Below are 18,717 nucleotides of genomic sequence, written 5' to 3'. Positions count from 1 at the left end.
ATATTTTCGTTATTAAATCTAAAGAATGTACATTTGTACTTTAAAAAATTATTATTAAAAATGGAAAGTAATCAAAACAATTCAAAATTAAAGGCCATAATTCTTATTCTATCTCTCTTATTATTAGGTAGTATGGCTTACATGTTTAAAATGAGCGCTGACTCAAAAAAAGAAATTGAAGTAAGTGAAGGAAAGTATGATAAAATACTTTCAGAAAAAGAATTAGTCTTAAATGATTTAGAGGAAATGAAAGCAATGTATGATAAAGAAATTGCAAGTAATACATCTTTAAAAGAAGAATTAGAAGCAGAAAGATCTAAAGTTGAAGCTTTAATGGTTAGAGTAAAAAACGGAGAATCTGCAGCTCATTATAAAAATGATTACATTCGTTTAAAAAGAGAAATGGATAGTTTAGTGGCCGAAAACACCAAACTGAAAGAAGAAAATTTATTGTTAAGTAAAAATTTAGATAGTACAAATGTGGTTTTAGAAGAGTCTAGAACATACAATGATACTTTACTTAGTCAAAACGATAAGCTATATAAAACAGTTGAAAAAGGACAAAAATTAGTAATTGTAAATTTAAAAACAATTGCAGTTAAAGAAAGAAGTTCTGGAAAACAGATTGAAACTGAAAAAGCGAGTAGAGCTGATAAACTAAAAATTAGTTTCACAATCGCTGAAAATTCTTTAGCAAAATCAGGTGAAAGAGAATATTATGTACAAGTTATTGATGCAGCTAACAATGTTTTAGGTGATAAAAAATCAGTTATGTTTAATGAAAAACTATTGACTTATAGTTTTATTTCAAAAGTAAAATATGATAATAATACTGTAGATGTATATGAAGAGTTATCAGGTAAAGACTTTGAAAAAGGAACATATTACATCAATATTTTTAACAAAGGAGATTTAGTTGCAAATTCAACTTTTGAGTTGAGATAAATAAAAGACATAAATTAAAAAAAGCATCATTTTTAAATGATGCTTTTTTTTATGATATAAATTCTCCTTCAATCATTACTTTATCAATCAAATTACTTGTAAACTCATAAGGTAATTGATAAAACGAGGTTAAAGGTTTTGTAATAATTATGTTTGCTTTTTTACCTTTTGTTATGCTTCCATGAGTTTTAGAAATTCCCATAGCATAAGCTCCATTTATTGTAGCAGCATTCACTGCTTCTTCTGGAGTCATTTTCATTTTTATACAAGCAGCAGCAACTACAAAATTCATATTTCCTGATGGAGTTGTACCAGGATTAAAATCTGTTGCAACAGCAAAAGGCAAACCAGCATCAATCATTTTCCGAGCTGGAGTATAAGGAATTGTAATAAAATAAGAACAACTTGGTAAAGCTACAGGTATAGTTTTACTATTTTTGAGTACAGCAATATCTTCATCAGTTACAACTTCTAAATGATCAACAGATAATGCATTATTTTCTACACAAGCTTTAATTCCATCAATGGCAGTAAATTGATTGACATGTATTTTGGCTTGCAAACCATATTTCTTTCCAGCTTCCATTATTTTTATAGTTTCTTCAACAGAAAAATAACCAGTTTCTAAAAAAGCATCAATATAATCAGCTAAATTTTCTTCAGCAATTTTGGGAAGCATTTCATTAATAATCAAATCAATATAACCAGCATGATTTTCTTTAAATTCCTTAGGAAAAGCATGTGCTCCTAAAAAGGTAGCTTTTATTTCAATTGGATAGTTTTCTTTTAACTTTTTAATCACTCGAAGCATTTTCAATTCTCCTTCAACTGTTAAACCATAACCAGATTTAATTTCAACTGCTCCAGTTCCTTGTTGCATAACTTCTTCTAAACGAAGTTTTGATTGCTCATAAATTTCATTTTCTGAAGTTTCGTTTAGTTTTTTAGCAGAATTTAAAATTCCACCACCACGATTAGCAATTTCTTCATAAGAAAGACCATTTATTCTATCCACAAATTCTTGAACACGATTTCCTGCATAAACAATATGTGTATGACTATCTACCCAAGTTGGTAAAACAATTTTTCCAGTTGCATCAATGATTTTTGCATCACTAATTGTTGGACAATCATCCATCTTTCCAAATTCAGCTATGACATTATTTTCAATCAATAAAAAAGCGTCATTTATTAGTGGTAAAACATTCATTTCTTTTCCAGACACCATTTCTATTGAGTTTTCTCTAACTTGAAGCAATTCTTTGATGTTAATAAGTAGTGTTTTCATTGTTTGTAATAATTTTTGTAAAAGTAAACTTGATTTTTAAAAAGTCCTATCTTTGATAGAGTAAATTTTACTATTTTGAGAAAAATTAAATACAAAAAAGGCAGAAAAGTTCAACCAAGTCAAATTGAATATACTGGAATTTATACAGATAAAGAAACAGAATTGCAATTATTTGTTTATGATGAAAAAGATGTGGTTGAATTTCAAGAAGTTTCTGTAGAAAACTTTTTTAAAACCAAAAGTAATACCCAAAATAATTGGCTGAATATTCATGGTTTGACCAATGTAGATTTAATTAAGAATTTGACTGAAGGTCTAAATTTAAATAGTTTAATAGTTTCAGATATTGTAAATATTTCAAGAGGAACAAGTTTAGACGAACTAGATGATACTTTGTTTTTTAGCATAAAATCTATTTTGCCTAGTGAAAATAATGAAACAATAACCATTGAACAAATTAGTTTTCTATTACAAGAGGGTTTGATTGTGTCTTTTCAAGAAAAAAGAGGAGATTTTTTTACACATATTAGAGAAAGACTAAGAACAAATACAGGAATTGTTAGAAAAAAGAAAGTTGATTATTTATTATACCTTTTGTTAGATGCAATAATTGAAAATTTTTACATCACTATTGATTCTAAAGAAGATAAAATTGAAGAATTACTAGCTTCTTCAAAAACTTCAGATAGTCCAATGATTATGCAAGATATTGAAAAAGCTAGAGAAGTATTTCAAATGTTGAAACGAGCTTTAATCCCATTGAAAGACGCTTTGTTTACCATAAAAACCATTAAAGATGATGACGAACTAGATTGTATTGAACCTTCAAATTTTGTTTTTTTTGGAAGATTACATCAAAAAACATTAGAACTTTTAGAGCAAATTGAATATGATATGAATTCCTTAGAAAGTGCAAGCAACTTTTTTTACACAGCACAAGGACATAGAATGAATGAAGTTATGAAAATATTGACTGTGATTTCGTCTATTTTTATGCCATTGACATTTATTGCCGGAATTTATGGGATGAATTTTGACAATTTACCAGAATTACATTGGAAATACAGCTATTTTTTTGTTTTAGGTTTAATGTTTTTAATTGTTTTGTCGATGATTTATTATTTTAAGAAGAAAAAGTGGTTCTAAGTTTAATATTTATTGAAAAGTAATTTTTAAAACCCAAATAAAGAATTAATTTTGCCAAATGCAACACAACGTACTTATTTTAGATTTCGGTTCACAATATACACAGCTTATAGCTAGGCGTGTTCGTGAACTTAATATATTTTGCGAAATATATCCTTACAACAATCCACCAAAGGATTTGTCAACTTTTAAAGCCGTAATTTTATCAGGAAGTCCATATTCTGTTAGAGCAGAAGATGCACCACATCCAGATTTGTCAGAAATTAGAGGTAAATTGCCACTTTTAGCAGTTTGCTATGGTGCACAATACTTAGCTCATTTTTCGGGTGGAGAAGTAGCTCCTTCTAATATTAGAGAATATGGAAGAGCAAATTTATCTTACATTAAAGAAGATGAACCATTTTTCAAAAATGTAGGTAAAGATAGTCAAGTTTGGATGAGTCATTCAGACACTATTAAATCATTGCCAGCAAATGCAGTTAAGATTGCAAGCACCAAAGATGTTGAAAATGCAGCGTACAAAATAGAAGGTGAAACTACTTATGCTATTCAATATCATCCTGAGGTTTATCACTCAACTGATGGTAAACAAATGCTGGAGAATTTTTTAGTAACTATTGCTGAAGTTCCTCAAAATTTTACACCAAATGCTTTCGTTGAAGAAATAGTAAGTGAACTACAAGAAAAAATCAAAGATGACAAAGTAGTTTTAGGACTTTCTGGTGGAGTTGATTCAACTGTAGCAGCAGTTTTATTACATAAAGCTATCGGGAAAAACTTATATTGTATATTTGTTAACAACGGCTTATTGCGTAAGAATGAGTTCGATAGCGTTTTAGACCAGTATAAAGATATGGGCTTGAATGTAAAAGGAGTTGATGCTTCGGCACGCTTTTTGAAAGCTCTAGCTAATGTTGAAGATCCTGAAGCAAAAAGAAAAGCTATTGGTAATGCTTTTATCGAAGTTTTTGACGATGAAGCTCACCAGTTGACAGATGTAGTTTGGTTAGCTCAAGGAACTATTTATCCAGATGTTATTGAATCGATATCTGTTAACGGTCCTTCTGCAACAATTAAATCACATCACAATGTTGGAGGTTTACCTGATTTTATGAAATTAAAAATTGTTGAACCTTTACGAATGTTGTTTAAAGATGAAGTAAGAAGAGTTGGAAAAACATTAGGTATTGATCCAGAATTGTTAGGTAGACATCCATTTCCTGGTCCTGGTTTAGCGATTAGAATTTTAGGTGATATTACCAAAGAAAAAGTGGATATTTTACAAGAAGTTGACGCTATTTTTATCAATGGTTTAAAAGAACATGGTTTGTATGATAAAGTATGGCAAGCTGGTGCAATTTTATTACCAGTAAACAGTGTTGGAGTAATGGGAGATGAACGAACCTATGAAAAAGTTGTAGCATTAAGAGCAGTAGAATCTACTGATGGAATGACTGCAGACTGGGTTCATTTGCCATATGAGTTTTTAATGAAAATCTCAAATGAGATAATAAATAAAGTTAAAGGTGTGAATAGAGTTGTTTATGATATCAGCTCAAAACCACCAGCAACTATTGAGTGGGAATAATTTAATTTTGTTCTCTCTTTTCAAATAATTGAAGTATAATCCTAATCTTAAATTATGAATTTTAAAGTTTACAAAAACAAGAACACAAAATTGAAATTAATAAGCAAAAAATTAGTTTTAATTTTAGTTTTGTTACTGTCGTTTCAAAATGCATTTTGTCAAGATGAAGAAATTGAAATTATTTCACACAAAGTTGCTTTAGGTGAAACGATGCTAACCATTTCAAAGAAGTATTTAGTTTCTCCTACTGAAATTTATAGATTGAATAAAAAAGCAATTGATGGTATAAGTGAAGGAATGATTTTATATATTCCGCAACCTGTAAAAAGTCAAGAAATAATTGCTGAAAGAAAAGAGAAAAGAGAAAAAGAAAAATTAGCTCTTCTTGAACGTAAAAAAGAAAGAGAAGAGAGAGAACAAAAGGAATTAGAAGAAGTTAAACAAGCTGAAGCAAAAAATACAGAAGTTTTAGTTGTGGATGATAAAAACCCTGAATACGGTAGAAGAGAAGCTATTTCAAAATTAAATATTTCTGATAAAAAGCATTTTATTGATCATGAAGTTGCTTCTGGAGAAACTTTAAATAGTTTATCAAAAAGATATGGTGTTTCTGTAGAAGAAATTGAAGCAGAAAACCAAAAAGTACTAAAAAAAGGTCTTCAAGCTGGTACAACTTTAAAAATGCCTGTAGCTAAAAATTTATTTATCAATAATGAGCCTGATGAAGTTGTTTCAACAATTTCTAGTGAAAACAAAAATTCTGAAAAAACAGAAATAACGCATAAAGTTACTTCTGGGGAAACACTTTATAGTATCTCAAGAAAATATGATGTTACCCTTGATGAAATAAAAAATGAAAATGTAAGTGTTCTAAAGAATGGGTTACAAACTGGAGAATTTTTAAAAATAAAAACTAGCAAAGCAGTAACAATTAATGAATACAATAATGACAATGAAGTTGTTACTGATAATGCAAGTTTAAATGAGTTTTCAGTTATAAAACACCATGTTGAACCAAAAGAAACATTGTATAGTATTTCAAGAAAGTATAATGTTAGTGTAGAAGAGATTAAACAACAAAATGAAGCTGTTTTGTCAAAAGGACTTCAATCAGGTCAAGATATACTTATTAAAGTAAAAAAATAATTTCTAAGAGTTAATTTCAATTATATGAATCAGATCAAAAAGATAGTACTCTTATTAGTATTAGTTTCTTTTAATTCTTTTGCTCAGCCCAATAAGGATTATATTAAACATACTGTTTTAGCGGGTGAAACTGTAACACAAATTGCTAAAAAGTATAAAATAAGTCCTTATGATATTTACAAATTAAATCCAGAAGCAAAAAACGGAATTAATGAAAATCAAGTTTTATTGATTAGTCAAAAAAACTATGATGTAAAAAAAGTTTCTGAAAAAGAAAGAAAAGATGATTCAAATGATCTTGAAACCTACATTGTTCAGCCAAAAGACACAAAATATAGCTTAGCCAAAAGATTCAAAATAACTATTGATGATTTAGATAATTGGAACAAAGTTATTGTAAGAGATGGTTTGCAAGAAGGACAAGTTATTATTGTAAAAAAACCTTTAGATCCAAGCCTTATTCTTCCTTCAACGGTTAAAGATTCAATATTAGATACTGGAAAATATATCATTCAACCTGAAGATACTAAATACGGAATTGCTAAAAAATTCGGACTTACTATTGAAGAATTAGAAGAACTTAATCCTGAGATAACCGATGGTTTTCCTGTAGGAATGGCTATTGCAGTCACCAAAAAAGGAAAACGTGCCATTTCAAAAGATAAATCAGAGTATCAACAATATACCATTAAACCTAAAGAAACACTTTATGGAGTTTCTAAAAAGTTTAATGTATCTCAAATGGAAATATTAAAATTAAATCCTGTATTAAGTGAAGGATTTAAAGAAGGATTGGTTATCAATATTCCAAACAACAATTTAACTGATATTGAAGCATCTGATAAAACTAAATTAATCGCTCAGAAAAGTAATGTGGAGAAAACGTTAGTTTTATTATTACCTTTTAATATTTCTTTGATTGAAAATGATACAGTTAGAAGTAAATCTGAATTTTTAAATTCAAAACATGGAAGATTAACTACAATTGCATTAGATTATTATGCAGGTGCTTTGATAGCAATTGATTCTGCTAAATCAATGGGATATAGTAATTTAAAAGTTAAAGTATTGGATTTTGAATCAACTAAAACTTCAAATAATTTAAATTCAATTCTTCAAAGAAATGATTTTTCAAAAGTAAACGCTGTTGTTGGTCCATTTATTAATTCACAAGTAGAACAAACAGCAATTGCTTTAGAAAAATATAATATTCCAGTTATATCTCCATTGTCTTCTTCAAACGGAAAGCCTTATGCTAATATCTATTATGCAATGCCTCCAGAAGAGTTAAAGCGTGAAATGCTATTTAATCACTTCAAGAAAAACAATGGTAATGTGATAGCTATTTTTAGCAACAAAAAAGCTGAAAATAAAGAAACTTTATTAGCACAATTTCCAGATTTGAAAATAGTTGAAAATACCGAAAAAGGAGGAGTAACATCACAAGGTATTGTTTCATTATTAGATCCAAATAGAAAAAATTACGTGATTTTAGATGCTGAAAAAACAGGTATGATTTTAAATGCTACTTCAATTTTAGGAAATTTAAAATCAAAATATGATATACAATTAGTAGTTTTTGAATTGTATGAAACATTAGATTTTGAAGAAATTCCAATGAAACGATATACAGATTTAAAAATGATGTATCCATCTGTAACACGAACAAATAAAAGTGGTTATTACGAATCATTTCAAGAAAAATTTAAAAAAGTAAATAATATTAATCCAAATCAATATGCAACTAGAGGTTTTGATTTAACATTAGACACAATTTTAAGAATGTATCAAGAAGAGGGTTTTGTAAATTCAACAGAAAATTTAATTTCTGAGCAACTAGAAAGTAAATTTAATTACCAAAAAATTGAAGCTGGAAATTATAACACAGGAATTTACTTAATGCAATATACGGATGATTTAACGATAGAAGAAGCAAAATAATGCCAACATCAAAAGTAACTTATTTAGGAGATTTAAGAACATCTTCAATTCATATAAACTCAGGTTCAGAAATAATTTCAGATGCTCCATTAGACAATAACGGAAAAGGGGAAGCTTTTTCTCCAACAGATACTGTGGCTAATGGCTTAGCAACTTGCATGTTTACCGTTATGGGAATAAAAGCTCGAGATATGGAAGTTGATTTGTCTAATTCTACTGCAGAAGTGACAAAAATAATGGCAGCTGATCCAAGAAGAATTTCAGAAATTCATATTATTTTCAACTTAAATGTATCTGTTGACGAAAAAACAAAAACTATTTTAGAAAGAACAGCTAATACTTGTCCAGTTCATTATAGTTTACATCCAGATATCAAAAGAGAAATTACTTTTAATTGGAAGTAATTTGACAAATCAAGAACAATTAGTCAAGCTCGCTCACGCAAAAATGCCATTTGGCAAATATGAAGGTAAATATTTAATCGATTTGCCAGAATATTATGTGGTTTGGTATCATAACAAAGGTTTTCCAAAAGGTCAATTGGGAGAGCAACTAAAACTTGTCTATGAACTTAAGCTAAACGGTTTGGAAGAACTGATTAGAAATATTCGAAAAAAATTCCCAAAAAGATAATAAATTGTTAATATATAGTGTTAATAAGTTTATTATAGTAAATATAAATTAAAATATTGTTTTATTATTTTTGAATAATTAACATTTTAACAGATTAAATTATGCAAAAAGCAGAACAAGATTACAATATTTTAGATTGGTTCAAAAAAGTAGTTTTAAATAATTATGCTAATTTCGAGGGAAGGGCAAGAAGAAAAGAATACTGGAGCTATCTCTTGGTGTATTTTTTAATTTTTTTACCTATTTACGTTTTAACTATCGGTTCAATAGTATCTGAAAGTGCAGTTTTTGGTTCTTTAGGAGGAATATTAATGGTAATATTTGCATTAGGTATGTTTATACCAAATCTTGCAGTTTCGGTTAGAAGGCTGCATGATGTAAATAAAAGTGGGTGGACTTTATTATTAGGTTTAATACCATTTGTTAGTTTATATCTTTTGTATTTATATTTTTCTGAAGGTACAAATGGACCAAATGACTATGGGAATGATCCAAAACGTTCTACTCATGAAATTAATGAAATAGGAGCTTCACAAGAATAAAAAATATATTTTTAACATAAAAAGCCATTTGTATTTTCAAATGGCTTTTTTGTTTTTAATTGAACTAAAATTTCTGATTTCTAATTTCAAAAATCTAATTATATAAACTATCTTTGCACGTTTTAAACAACAACACAACAAACAACAACTACAAAATGAATCAAACAAAATATATCTTTGTTACTGGTGGTGTGACTTCTTCTTTGGGAAAAGGAATTATCGCTGCATCTTTGGCAAAATTATTACAAGCAAGAGGTTATAGGGCAACCATTCAAAAGTTCGACCCATATATCAATGTTGATCCAGGAACTTTAAATCCGTATGAGCATGGAGAATGTTATGTAACTGATGATGGTGCTGAAACAGATTTAGATTTAGGTCACTACGAGCGTTTCTTAAATGTTCCAACTTCTCAAGCTAATAATGTTACAACTGGAAGAGTTTATCTTTCTGTTATTGAAAAAGAACGTAGAGGTGAATTTCTTGGGAAAACAGTTCAAGTTGTTCCTCATATTACCAACGAAATTAAAGAACGTATGCAATTGCTTGGTAAATCAGGTGATTTTGACATCGTAATTACAGAAATTGGTGGAACGGTTGGTGATATTGAATCATTACCATATATTGAATCAGTTAGGCAATTATTATGGGAATTAGGTGAAGAAAATGCAATTTGTATTCATTTAACTTTAGTACCTTATTTAGCTGCTGCTGGTGAATTAAAAACAAAACCAACTCAACACTCTGTTAAAACTTTAATGGAAAGTGGAATTAAAGCTGATATTTTAGTTTGTAGAACAGAACATGAATTATCTGATGAATTACGTCAAAAACTAGCTTTATTCTGTAATGTAAAGAAAGAAGCAGTTATTCAATCTATTGATGCTTCAACAATTTATGATGTTCCAAACTTAATGTTAGAAGAAGGATTAGATACTGTTACGCTTAAAAAATTAGGATTACCAGAAAAAAATACCCCAGATTTAAAAAATTGGAACGAATTTTTGCAAAAACATAAAAACCCTAAACATGAAATCAACATTGGTTTAGTTGGTAAATATGTTGAATTGCAAGATTCTTACAAGTCTATTTTAGAAGCTTTTATTCATGCTGGTGCAACAAATGAAACAAAAGTAAATGTCATTTCTGTTCATTCAGAATATTTAGATGCCAAAACGGCAGAAAAACAATTAAAAGGTTTAGATGGCATATTAGTTGCTCCAGGTTTTGGTAATCGTGGTATTGAAGGTAAAATTGATACAGTTCGTTATGCAAGAGAAAATAAAATTCCATTTTTAGGTATCTGTTTAGGAATGCAAATGGCTGTTATTGAGTTTGCACGAAATGTTTTAGGTTATGCCGATGCTAATTCTTCTGAAATGAATGAAAACACAGAACATCCTGTGATTAACTTAATGGAAGAACAAAAAAACATTGAAAACAAAGGAGGAACAATGCGTTTGGGTGCTTGGAAATGTTCAATTAAAGAAGGAACATTAGCACATAAAATCTATGGTTCTTCTGAAATTTCAGAACGCCACCGTCACAGATATGAATACAACGGAAAATATTTAAACGAATTGCAAAATGCAGGTCTAATAGCTTCAGGAATTAATCCAGATACAAATTTGGTAGAGATTGTTGAAATTAAAGATCATCCATTTTTTGTAGGAGTTCAATATCATCCAGAATATAAAAGTACAGTTGCAAATCCTCATCCATTATTTGTGAGTTTTGTAAATGCAATTGTTAAGAATAAAACGAACAGACTTAAAAGTCAAACAGTTTAACTAAATTAATTTCTTTTAAGTTAAAACTTACAGGAACAAAAACAAAAGATGGAAGAAAAAAAATTAGATTTAAATTCAATTATTGGATTTGTATTAATTTCAGGAATTTTAATGTGGATGCTTTATTCAAATTCTCCAACACCTGAAGAACAAGAAGCTAAAGCAAAAAAAGAACAAGTAGAAAAACAAAAAGAAGCAGCAAAAACAGAGTCAACTAAAGAGGTTACTCCTGTTGTAACGAATGATTCTCTACAAAACGAACAAGCTAAAGCTAAATTAGGTTCATTTGCTTATTCTTCATCACTTCCATCTGCAAAAGAAGATGTTACAACTATTGAAAATGAAGTTCTTGTTTTAAAAATTGCAAACAAAGGAGGTTATATTGTTGATGCAACAGTTAAAGGTATTGAACAATTTGAGAGAGATTCTAAAAAAGAAGTTCAAATTATCAAAGAAAACAATGCTGATTTAAACATAACTTTAAACACCAAAGACAATCGTGTTTTAAATACCAAAGAAATGTTTTTTGAACCAACTTTATCAAAAGAAGGGGAAAATCAAGTTCTTTTAATGCGATTAAAAGCAGGTGAAAATCAATTTTTAGAATATCGTTATGTGTTGAAGCCTAACGATTATATGTTAGATTTTGGAATTAAAACACAAGGCTTAACGGATGTAATTAACACTTCAAAATCGTTAGATTTAGAATGGCAATTAAAAGCTTTCAGAAACGAAAAAAGTATTTCTTATGAAAATCGTTATACTGAAATGGTTTATGAATATGAAGATGGAAAAGATGATTATTTGAGTGCAGCAAAAGATGATGATGATATTGTTAAAGACGTAACTTACATTGCCTTCAAACAACATTTCTTTACTTCAATTTTATTGACTGATACACCTTTTAAATCTGCAGAATTAAAATCTGAAAATTTAGTTCACGATGAAGAAATCGATACTGTTTACACAAAAAACTTTATTGCAAAAGTTCCTTTAGATTTTAAAAATGGTGAACTTAATTATGCCATGAATTGGTATTATGGTCCAGCTAAATATAAAATTCTTAACGATTATGAAAGAAATTTAGACGAAATCATGCCATTAGGTTGGGGAATTTTCGGATGGATTAACCGTTATGTCTTTATTCCAGTTTTTGGTTTCATCAGTGGATTTATGCCTTATGGTTTTGCTATTATATTCTTTACAATTTTAGTAAGATTAGCAATGTCACCAGTCACATACAAGTCATATCTTTCTCAAGCAAAAATGAAAGTATTGCGTCCAGAAATCAATGAATTAAACGCAAAATACAAAGACAATGCAATGAAGAAGCAACAAGAAACCATGAAGTTGTATTCTAAAGCAGGAGTGAACCCTATGGCAGGATGTTTACCAGCTGTAATGCAAATTCCAGTTTTCTATGCCTTGTTTCAGTTTTTTCCATCTATGTTTGATTTGAGACAAAAAAGTTTCCTTTGGGCAGATGATTTGTCTTCTTATGATAGCATTTATCATTTACCATTTAGAATTCCATTTTATGGAGATCACGTAAGTTTGTTTCCTATTTTAGCTTCTATTGCTATTTTCTTTTACATGAGAATGACAACTGGTGATCAACAAATGAGTGCTCCTACACAAGAAGGTATGCCAGATATGGGAAAAATCATGAAAATTATGATTTATATTTCTCCATTGATGATGTTAATTTTCTTTAATAATTATGCTTCTGGATTATCATTATACTATTTCATATCTAATTTAATTACAATCGGAATTATGTTAGTGATTAAGAAATATATAGTGAATGACGAAAAGATCCATGCAAAAATTCAAGAGAATAAAACAAAAGAAAAGAAAGAAAGCAAATTCCAGAAAAAAATGAGAGAAATGATGGAACAAGCTGAAGAAGCTAAAGCTCAAAAGAAAAAATAAAAACAAAAGTATTTAATAATAAAAAAGCCATTCAATTTCGAATGGCTTTTTCGTTCATAGCAATATGTAAATTAAAGAGTAGGTAATAAAACGTTGTCTATTACATGAATTACTCCGTTAGAACATTGTACATCAACTGCAACAATATTAGTATTTCTCATTTGCTCATCTGTAATTACAGTTCCAGCAATTGTAAAGGTTCCCGTTTCTAAAGTTGTTATAGGAGTTGTAGGGATTCCTGTTGATAAAACATTAGCACCTGCTACAACATGATAAGTCAATACTGAATTAACTTGTGCAGAAGTTAAACTAGCTAGAGTTCCTGGATTTTGTGTTTCAAAAGTTGTAAAAGCACCATTTGTAGGAGCAAAAACTGTAAAAGGAGAACTCGTTGTTCCATCTAAAGTAGTTACTAAACCTTGACCATCTAAAAGACCTACCAAAGTTGTAAAATTAGAATTGGCTGAAGCATGAGTTACAACAGTAGGTAAACCAATAACAGAACTCACCTTGTGAATTACTCCATTAGATGCAATAATGTCAGCTTGAGTTACGTTAGATACTCCATTAAGACTTACTCCATTGGCAGTATTGATGTACATACTTAAGGTATTTGTTGAAGATGCAGCACCTTTACCTAATGTTTTAACATAGCCTGTTGTTAAGTTTGTTGAGAGATTTGTTCCAGTTAAAACATGGTTAAGAAGAATTTCTTTTAAAGCAGGAGTAGGAACAGCATCCAAGTTTGCATAACCATTTGCGGACAAAAATGCTGAAAATGCTGCATTGTCTGGTGCAAAAACTGTGTATGAACCATCTTGGCTTAATGTTTGTACTAAATCTGCTTTAGTTAAAGCAGCTACTAGAGAAGAAAACTCTGGAGTTCGTGAAGCAATTCCAGCTATACTGTTGTCTTGTGGAACTGGAACTGAATTGTCATCATCGTTAGAACACGAAAACATCATCACACTAGTAGTGATGATTAAAGTTAATTTGATTAATTTTGCAATGTTTTTCATAGTGATTAAATTTTTTGTTTAATCAAATCTATAAAAGATTAAACATTATTGAAAATTAAATTGACTAAATTTTCATTAAAATGCTGATTTTTAACTTTATATAAATAATTGTTTAAACAATAGCACTTAAATCGACAAAAAAGAAGAACATAATAAAACAAATGTTAAAATATGAAAAAAATACTAGTATTACTTACTCTATTAATTAGTTTTTTTAACTATTCTCAGGATAAGATAAATCAATTAGACGATAAAGGTGAACGTCATGGTTTATGGAAAGGAATCTATGAAGAATCAAAAAGACCTAGATATGAAGGTGTATTTGAACATGGAAAAGAGACAGGTGTTTTTAAATATTTTGATGATACAAAAGCTGGAAAAGTAATAGCTACCAGAGATTTTTCGAGAGGAAACGGTTACTGCTATGTAACTATGTTTGACAGAAAAGACAATATTGTTAGTGAAGGTTTATTAATAAACAAAGAATATGAAGGTGAGTGGAAAATTTACCACAAAGAATCTAAAGTTGTAATGACTTCTGAAAACTATAAAAAGGGAAAACTTAATGGTGTTAAAAAAATCTTTTATGATGATGGTTCTGTTGCTGAAATCTTAAATTATGTTGATGGTAAAAGAGAAGGCAATTATAAAAGATATGGAGTTAATGAAAAAATCCTCGAAGATTTAAATTATAAAGGAAATGAACTTCATGGTTTAGCTACATTTTATGATGGTTTAGGGAATATTATTTTGCAAGGTCAATACACAAACGGTGTAAAATCTGGAATTTGGAAAACATATGAAAACGGAAAAGTTGTAAAAGAGGAAACAGCACGAAAATTTAGTTCTAAAAATTTTGAATACACTATCAATGCAAAAGGAGAAAAAGTGCCTGGTGAAATGAAAGATAGGGAAGTTAAAGACACAAAAAATAATAAAAAAGCAAAGAAATAATAGAATGAAAAGAGTCGTAGTAGGACTTTCTGGTGGAGTTGATTCAAGTGTTGCTGCTTATTTGTTGCAAAAACAAGGCTATGAAGTGATTGGTCTTTTTATGAAAAATTGGCATGATGACACGGTTACCATTTCAAATGAATGTCCATGGTTAGAAGATAGTAATGATGCTCTTTTGGTAGCTGAAAAATTAGGAATTCCATTTCAAACGGTAGATTTATCAGAAGAATACAAAGAAAAAATTGTGGATTATATGTTCCATGAATACGAGCAAGGAAGAACTCCAAATCCAGATGTACTTTGTAATAGAGAAATTAAATTTGATGTATTCATGAAAATTGCTTTGTCTCTTGGTGCAGATTATGTGGCAACAGGTCATTATTGCAGAAAATCTAGTATTGAAAAAGATGGTAAAGAAATATTTCAATTATTAGCAGGAAAAGACGACAACAAAGATCAATCGTATTTTTTATGTCAATTGTCACAAGATCAATTGGCAAAAGCTTTATTTCCAATAGGTGAGTTAACAAAGCCTCAAGTAAGAGAAATTGCCGCTGAAATGGATTTAATTACTGCTGATAAAAAGGATTCACAAGGATTATGTTTTATTGGAAAAGTTCGTTTACCCGAATTTTTACAGCAAAAATTACAACCAAAAGAAGGTATAATCGTAGAAGTTGATGCCAATGATGAAGTATTTACTGACAATACTTCAGAGTTTGTCAACGATGAAGATGCTTTTGCTTATCAATCTAAAAAGTTAGATTTTTCAAAGGCACAAGTTAAAGTTGTAGGAAAGCATCAAGGAGCTCATTATTTTACTAATGGACAACGAAAAGGTTTAAATGTTGGTGGTACAAAAGAACCCTTATTCATCATTCAAACAGATGTTGATAAAAATATAATTTACACTGGTCAAGGAACAAATCACCCAGGTTTGTATAAAAAAGCCTTATTTGTTAAATCTTCAGAGGTACATTGGATACGAGAAGATTTACGTTTACAACCAAATGAAGAAAGACAAGTAATGGCTAGAATTCGTTATCGTCAACCTTTAGAAAAAGCAACTTTACACCAATTTGAATCTGGAATGTATGTTACTTTTGAAAACCCTCAATCAGCAATTACTGAAGGACAATTTGTGGCTTGGTATGATGGAGAAGAATTGTTAGGTAGTGGTGTAATTTCTTAAAAACAATAAATGGATTTTCTTTACATAATTGCTGGTTTAATATTATTGGTCGTTGGTGGAAATTGGTTATTAAAATCTGCAGTTGGACTTTCTTTTCGATTAAATATTTCAAAAATTATTGTTGGATTAACAGTAGTTTCTTTTGCAACATCTTTACCAGAACTTATCGTAAGTGTTCAAGCAGCTTTGGACGGTTATCCTGATATAGCTGTTGGAAATGTTATTGGTTCAAATATTGGTAATATTGGTTTAGTTTTAGGAGTTGTACTTTTGATAAATGCCATACAAGTTGATAAAAGTTTTTTTGCTACAGATTGGCCAACAAAAATGATTGCTTCAGCTTTGTTATTTGTTTTTTTAATTTTAGATGGAAAGTTGAGTAGGACAGAAGGCTTTATTTTTATAGCTTTTTTAATCTTATTTCTAATTTATCTAATCAAACAAAACAAAAAAGTGGTGATTGATATTGATGAAATTAAAGAAGAAGGAATGCCTTATTTACATATTTTCGGATTATTAATTTTGGGAGGATTTGCGCTTTGGTTAGGTTCAGAATTATTGGTAAAAGGAGCAGTAAATTTAGCAGATAGTTTAGGAGTCAGTAAAAGAGTTATTGCTGTAACTGTTGTTTCAATTGGGACAAGTATTCCAGAATTAGCTTCTTCTGTAATTGCAAGTATTAAAAAAGAAAATGATATTTCAATAGGAAATATTATTGGTTCAAACATATTTAACATCTTAAGTGTATTAGGAATCACAGCTGTTATTAGTCCAATAAAAAATATAGATTTACATATTATTGATCAAGATATTTATTGGATGTTAGGTTTTGGATTAATCTTAATGCCTTTGGTTTTATTGCCAAAACGAGGGAGTTTAAGTTTTAAAGAAGGAATACTTCTACTAGTAGCATATGCAACATTCATTTATTTTACAATTGTATAAAAGCTTCCTTAAGAATTTTATATATTTGATGTAAAATAAAAAAAAATGAAAAAGCTACTACTATTACTTGTTTTATTTGTTTCATTTAACTCAATTGCACAAGAAGATGCTTGGGTTTATTTTACAAATAAGCCAAATGCTTCAACTTTTTTGGCAAATCCATTAACTATGCTTTCTCAAAGAGCATTAGATAGAAGAACTGCTCAAAACATTTCTTTAGATATTACAGATGTTCCTGTACATCAACCTTATATTGATCAAGTTTCAACTTCAACAGGAATAACAGTTATGGCTCAATCAAAATGGTTAAATTCAGTTCATGTTAGGGGAACACAAGCAGATATTCAAGCTTTAACGAGTTTATCTTTCGTAGATTCAATTGATTTTGCCAATAGTGCTTTGAATACAAGACAAGTTCAGCCTAAAGATTTTAAAATCAAAAAAGTAAATAAAGAACTTGAAGAACTTGTTACCTATAATTATGGTGGGTCTGATAATCAAGTTCAAATGTTAAATGGTCATTTATTACACCAACAAGATTATACAGGTCAAGGTAAAATTATATCGGTTTTAGATTCAGGTTTTATTGGAGTTGATACTGCAGCACCTTTTCAAAATTTAATTACTAATAATCAGATTCTTGGAGGATATAATTTTCCAGATAGAAACACTAATTATTTTTCACGTCACAATCATGGAACTTCAGTTTTATCATGTATGGGTGGATTTGTTGATGGTCAATTAATTGGAACAGCACCAAACGCACAATATTATTTATTTATAACTGAAGATGTAAACTCAGAAAACCCAGTTGAGGAATCATATTGGGTTGAAGCAGCTGAAGTTGCAGATTCATTAGGTGTAGATGTTATAAATAGTTCTTTAGGTTATTTTGAATATGATAATCCAGCCTATAGTTATTCGTATAGTGATATGAATGGAACTACAGCATTTGCTTCAAGAGGAGCTGATATAGCTTTTACAAAAGGAATGATGGTAGTTATAAGTGCAGGAAATTCAGGTAATAGTTCAAATCCTCATATTGGTGTTCCTGCAGAAGCTACAAATGTTTTAGCAATTGGAGCCGTTGATAGTAATGAAAATTATGCAAGTTTTAGCTCAATTGGACCTTCATTTGATGGAAGAGTCAAGCCAGATGTTTGTGCAAAAGGACAACAAACAACTGTGAGTACAACTTCAGGAAGCATTGTAACAGGTAGTGGAACTTCTTATGCAAGTCCAGTTTTGGCTGGTATGGTAGCGACATTTTGGTCTGCTGTTCCAAGTTTAACTAATGTTCAGGTAAGGCAGTTTATAAAAGAATCAGCTGATTTGTTTGCTAATCCAACAGTTCAAAAAGGCTATGGTGTTCCTGATTTTCAATTGGCTTTAACAAATGCTTTAAATGCTACTGATTTTACTATTGAAAGCCCAATTTTATACCCAAACCCAGCTACAAGTCAAATTATTTTAGCTAGTGAAATTAAAAACGGGAGTTTTTTACTTTTCAATAATTTAGGTCAATTGGTCAAAGAAGAAATAATTACTAAAAAAGTTCAAAATTTTAATGTTGAGAATTTACAATCAGGAATATATTATTACCAAATAACTTCTCCAACTACAAATTTAAAAGGTAAAATTATCAAACAATAATTA

At 29.4% G+C, this 18,717-nt stretch carries 16 protein-coding genes; 14 read left to right on the top strand and 2 right to left on the bottom strand.

Annotation, left to right across the window (positions count from 1 at the left end; all coding sequences use genetic code 11):
• Positions 1 to 60: 60 nt before the first annotated feature.
• A complete protein-coding gene (locus tag ACFO3U_RS09875) occupies positions 61 to 945 on the top strand; it encodes a hypothetical protein (protein WP_379741397.1) in 885 nt (294 codons plus the stop codon).
• Positions 946 to 994: 49 nt separating this feature from the next.
• Here the strand turns inward: ACFO3U_RS09875 and hutI are convergent, their stop codons facing one another.
• A complete protein-coding gene (gene hutI, locus ACFO3U_RS09870; RefSeq protein ID WP_379741394.1) occupies positions 995 to 2,233 on the bottom strand; it encodes an imidazolonepropionase in 1,239 nt (412 codons plus the stop codon).
• 75 nt (positions 2,234 to 2,308) lie between these two features.
• On the opposite strand from hutI, the gene corA reads away from it, so the two are divergent.
• The 9 genes from corA (at position 2,309) to yidC (ending at position 12,951) form a co-directional block, all read left to right on the top strand.
• Positions 2,309 to 3,379 carry a magnesium/cobalt transporter CorA gene (gene corA / locus ACFO3U_RS09865; protein ID WP_379741391.1) on the top strand — a complete coding sequence of 357 codons (1,071 nt, stop codon included), beginning with the start codon at positions 2,309 to 2,311 and terminating at the stop codon, positions 3,377 to 3,379.
• Between the two features lie 58 nt (positions 3,380 to 3,437).
• Entirely contained in the window at positions 3,438 to 4,967 is a 1,530-nt protein-coding gene (guaA, locus tag ACFO3U_RS09860) for a glutamine-hydrolyzing GMP synthase (protein ID WP_379741388.1), read from the top strand.
• Between the two features lie 54 nt (positions 4,968 to 5,021).
• Positions 5,022 to 6,113, top strand: a complete 1,092-nt coding sequence (locus tag ACFO3U_RS09855) for a LysM peptidoglycan-binding domain-containing protein (RefSeq protein WP_379741385.1) — start codon at positions 5,022 to 5,024, stop codon at positions 6,111 to 6,113.
• Positions 6,114 to 6,137: 24 nt separating this feature from the next.
• On the top strand, positions 6,138 to 8,054 hold the full coding sequence (locus ACFO3U_RS09850) for a LysM peptidoglycan-binding domain-containing protein (protein WP_379741382.1): 1,917 nt from the start codon (positions 6,138 to 6,140) through the stop codon (positions 8,052 to 8,054).
• Positions 8,054 to 8,458, top strand: coding sequence for an OsmC family protein (locus tag ACFO3U_RS09845; protein ID WP_379741379.1), 405 nt, complete (start codon positions 8,054 to 8,056; stop codon positions 8,456 to 8,458). Before ACFO3U_RS09850 ends, ACFO3U_RS09845 begins: the two co-directional genes overlap by 1 nt.
• Before the next feature lies 1 nt (position 8,459).
• Positions 8,460 to 8,687: a DUF3820 family protein gene (locus ACFO3U_RS09840; RefSeq protein WP_379741376.1), complete on the top strand. Its 228-nt coding sequence runs from the start codon at positions 8,460 to 8,462 to the stop codon at positions 8,685 to 8,687.
• A 101-nt stretch (positions 8,688 to 8,788) separates the two neighbouring features.
• The gene (locus tag ACFO3U_RS09835; protein ID WP_379741373.1) at positions 8,789 to 9,229 is read left to right on the top strand and encodes a DUF805 domain-containing protein; all 441 of its coding nucleotides are present in this window, start codon (positions 8,789 to 8,791) and stop codon (positions 9,227 to 9,229) included.
• A 155-nt stretch (positions 9,230 to 9,384) separates the two neighbouring features.
• Positions 9,385 to 11,019 carry a CTP synthase gene (locus ACFO3U_RS09830; RefSeq protein ID WP_379741370.1) on the top strand — a complete coding sequence of 545 codons (1,635 nt, stop codon included), beginning with the start codon at positions 9,385 to 9,387 and terminating at the stop codon, positions 11,017 to 11,019.
• Positions 11,020 to 11,067: 48 nt separating this feature from the next.
• Positions 11,068 to 12,951: a membrane protein insertase YidC gene (yidC, locus tag ACFO3U_RS09825; protein ID WP_379741367.1), complete on the top strand. Its 1,884-nt coding sequence runs from the start codon at positions 11,068 to 11,070 to the stop codon at positions 12,949 to 12,951.
• 71 nt (positions 12,952 to 13,022) lie between these two features.
• Here yidC and ACFO3U_RS09820 read toward each other — a convergent pair whose 3' ends face one another.
• On the bottom strand, positions 13,023 to 13,970 hold the full coding sequence (locus ACFO3U_RS09820) for a fasciclin domain-containing protein (protein ID WP_379741365.1): 948 nt from the start codon (positions 13,968 to 13,970) through the stop codon (positions 13,023 to 13,025).
• Positions 13,971 to 14,141: 171 nt separating this feature from the next.
• Between ACFO3U_RS09820 and ACFO3U_RS09815 the strand changes: the two genes are divergently transcribed.
• From ACFO3U_RS09815 to ACFO3U_RS09800, 4 genes are read left to right on the top strand one after another with little or no spacing between them, the layout of a single operon-like run.
• The gene (locus ACFO3U_RS09815) at positions 14,142 to 14,924 is read left to right on the top strand and encodes a toxin-antitoxin system YwqK family antitoxin (RefSeq protein WP_379741362.1); all 783 of its coding nucleotides are present in this window, start codon (positions 14,142 to 14,144) and stop codon (positions 14,922 to 14,924) included.
• A gap of 4 nt (positions 14,925 to 14,928) precedes the next feature.
• Positions 14,929 to 16,116 (top strand): tRNA 2-thiouridine(34) synthase MnmA, encoded by a 1,188-nt coding sequence (mnmA, locus tag ACFO3U_RS09810; protein WP_379741359.1) that lies wholly within the window; start codon positions 14,929 to 14,931, stop codon positions 16,114 to 16,116.
• 9 nt (positions 16,117 to 16,125) lie between these two features.
• A complete protein-coding gene (locus ACFO3U_RS09805; protein ID WP_379741356.1) occupies positions 16,126 to 17,061 on the top strand; it encodes a calcium/sodium antiporter in 936 nt (311 codons plus the stop codon).
• A 45-nt stretch (positions 17,062 to 17,106) separates the two neighbouring features.
• Positions 17,107 to 18,714, top strand: a complete 1,608-nt coding sequence (locus ACFO3U_RS09800) for a S8 family serine peptidase (protein ID WP_379741354.1) — start codon at positions 17,107 to 17,109, stop codon at positions 18,712 to 18,714.
• Positions 18,715 to 18,717 lie beyond the last annotated feature (3 nt).

The organism is Flavobacterium ponti (assembly GCF_042652765.1).
GTDB lineage: Bacteria > Bacteroidota > Bacteroidia > Flavobacteriales > Flavobacteriaceae > Flavobacterium > Flavobacterium ponti.
The sequence above is the reverse complement of the archived record's forward strand: the minus strand, read 5'-3'. Positions and strand labels throughout refer to the sequence as shown.

Excerpts from the sequence above, each read along its gene's own strand:
- ACFO3U_RS09875 (WP_379741397.1), top strand. The coding sequence starts at position 61 with ATGGAAAGTAATCAAAACAATTCAAAATTAAAGGCCATAATTCTTATT.
- hutI (WP_379741394.1), bottom strand. The coding sequence starts at position 2,233 with ATGAAAACACTACTTATTAACATCAAAGAATTGCTTCAAGTTAGAGAA.
- guaA (WP_379741388.1), top strand. The coding sequence starts at position 3,438 with ATGCAACACAACGTACTTATTTTAGATTTCGGTTCACAATATACACAG.
- ACFO3U_RS09855 (WP_379741385.1), top strand. The coding sequence starts at position 5,022 with ATGAATTTTAAAGTTTACAAAAACAAGAACACAAAATTGAAATTAATA.
- ACFO3U_RS09850 (WP_379741382.1), top strand. The coding sequence starts at position 6,138 with ATGAATCAGATCAAAAAGATAGTACTCTTATTAGTATTAGTTTCTTTT.
- ACFO3U_RS09845 (WP_379741379.1), top strand. The coding sequence starts at position 8,054 with ATGCCAACATCAAAAGTAACTTATTTAGGAGATTTAAGAACATCTTCA.
- ACFO3U_RS09835 (WP_379741373.1), top strand. The coding sequence starts at position 8,789 with ATGCAAAAAGCAGAACAAGATTACAATATTTTAGATTGGTTCAAAAAA.
- ACFO3U_RS09830 (WP_379741370.1), top strand. The coding sequence starts at position 9,385 with ATGAATCAAACAAAATATATCTTTGTTACTGGTGGTGTGACTTCTTCT.
- yidC (WP_379741367.1), top strand. The coding sequence starts at position 11,068 with ATGGAAGAAAAAAAATTAGATTTAAATTCAATTATTGGATTTGTATTA.
- ACFO3U_RS09820 (WP_379741365.1), bottom strand. The coding sequence starts at position 13,970 with ATGAAAAACATTGCAAAATTAATCAAATTAACTTTAATCATCACTACT.
- ACFO3U_RS09815 (WP_379741362.1), top strand. The coding sequence starts at position 14,142 with ATGAAAAAAATACTAGTATTACTTACTCTATTAATTAGTTTTTTTAAC.
- mnmA (WP_379741359.1), top strand. The coding sequence starts at position 14,929 with ATGAAAAGAGTCGTAGTAGGACTTTCTGGTGGAGTTGATTCAAGTGTT.
- ACFO3U_RS09805 (WP_379741356.1), top strand. The coding sequence starts at position 16,126 with ATGGATTTTCTTTACATAATTGCTGGTTTAATATTATTGGTCGTTGGT.
- ACFO3U_RS09800 (WP_379741354.1), top strand. The coding sequence starts at position 17,107 with ATGAAAAAGCTACTACTATTACTTGTTTTATTTGTTTCATTTAACTCA.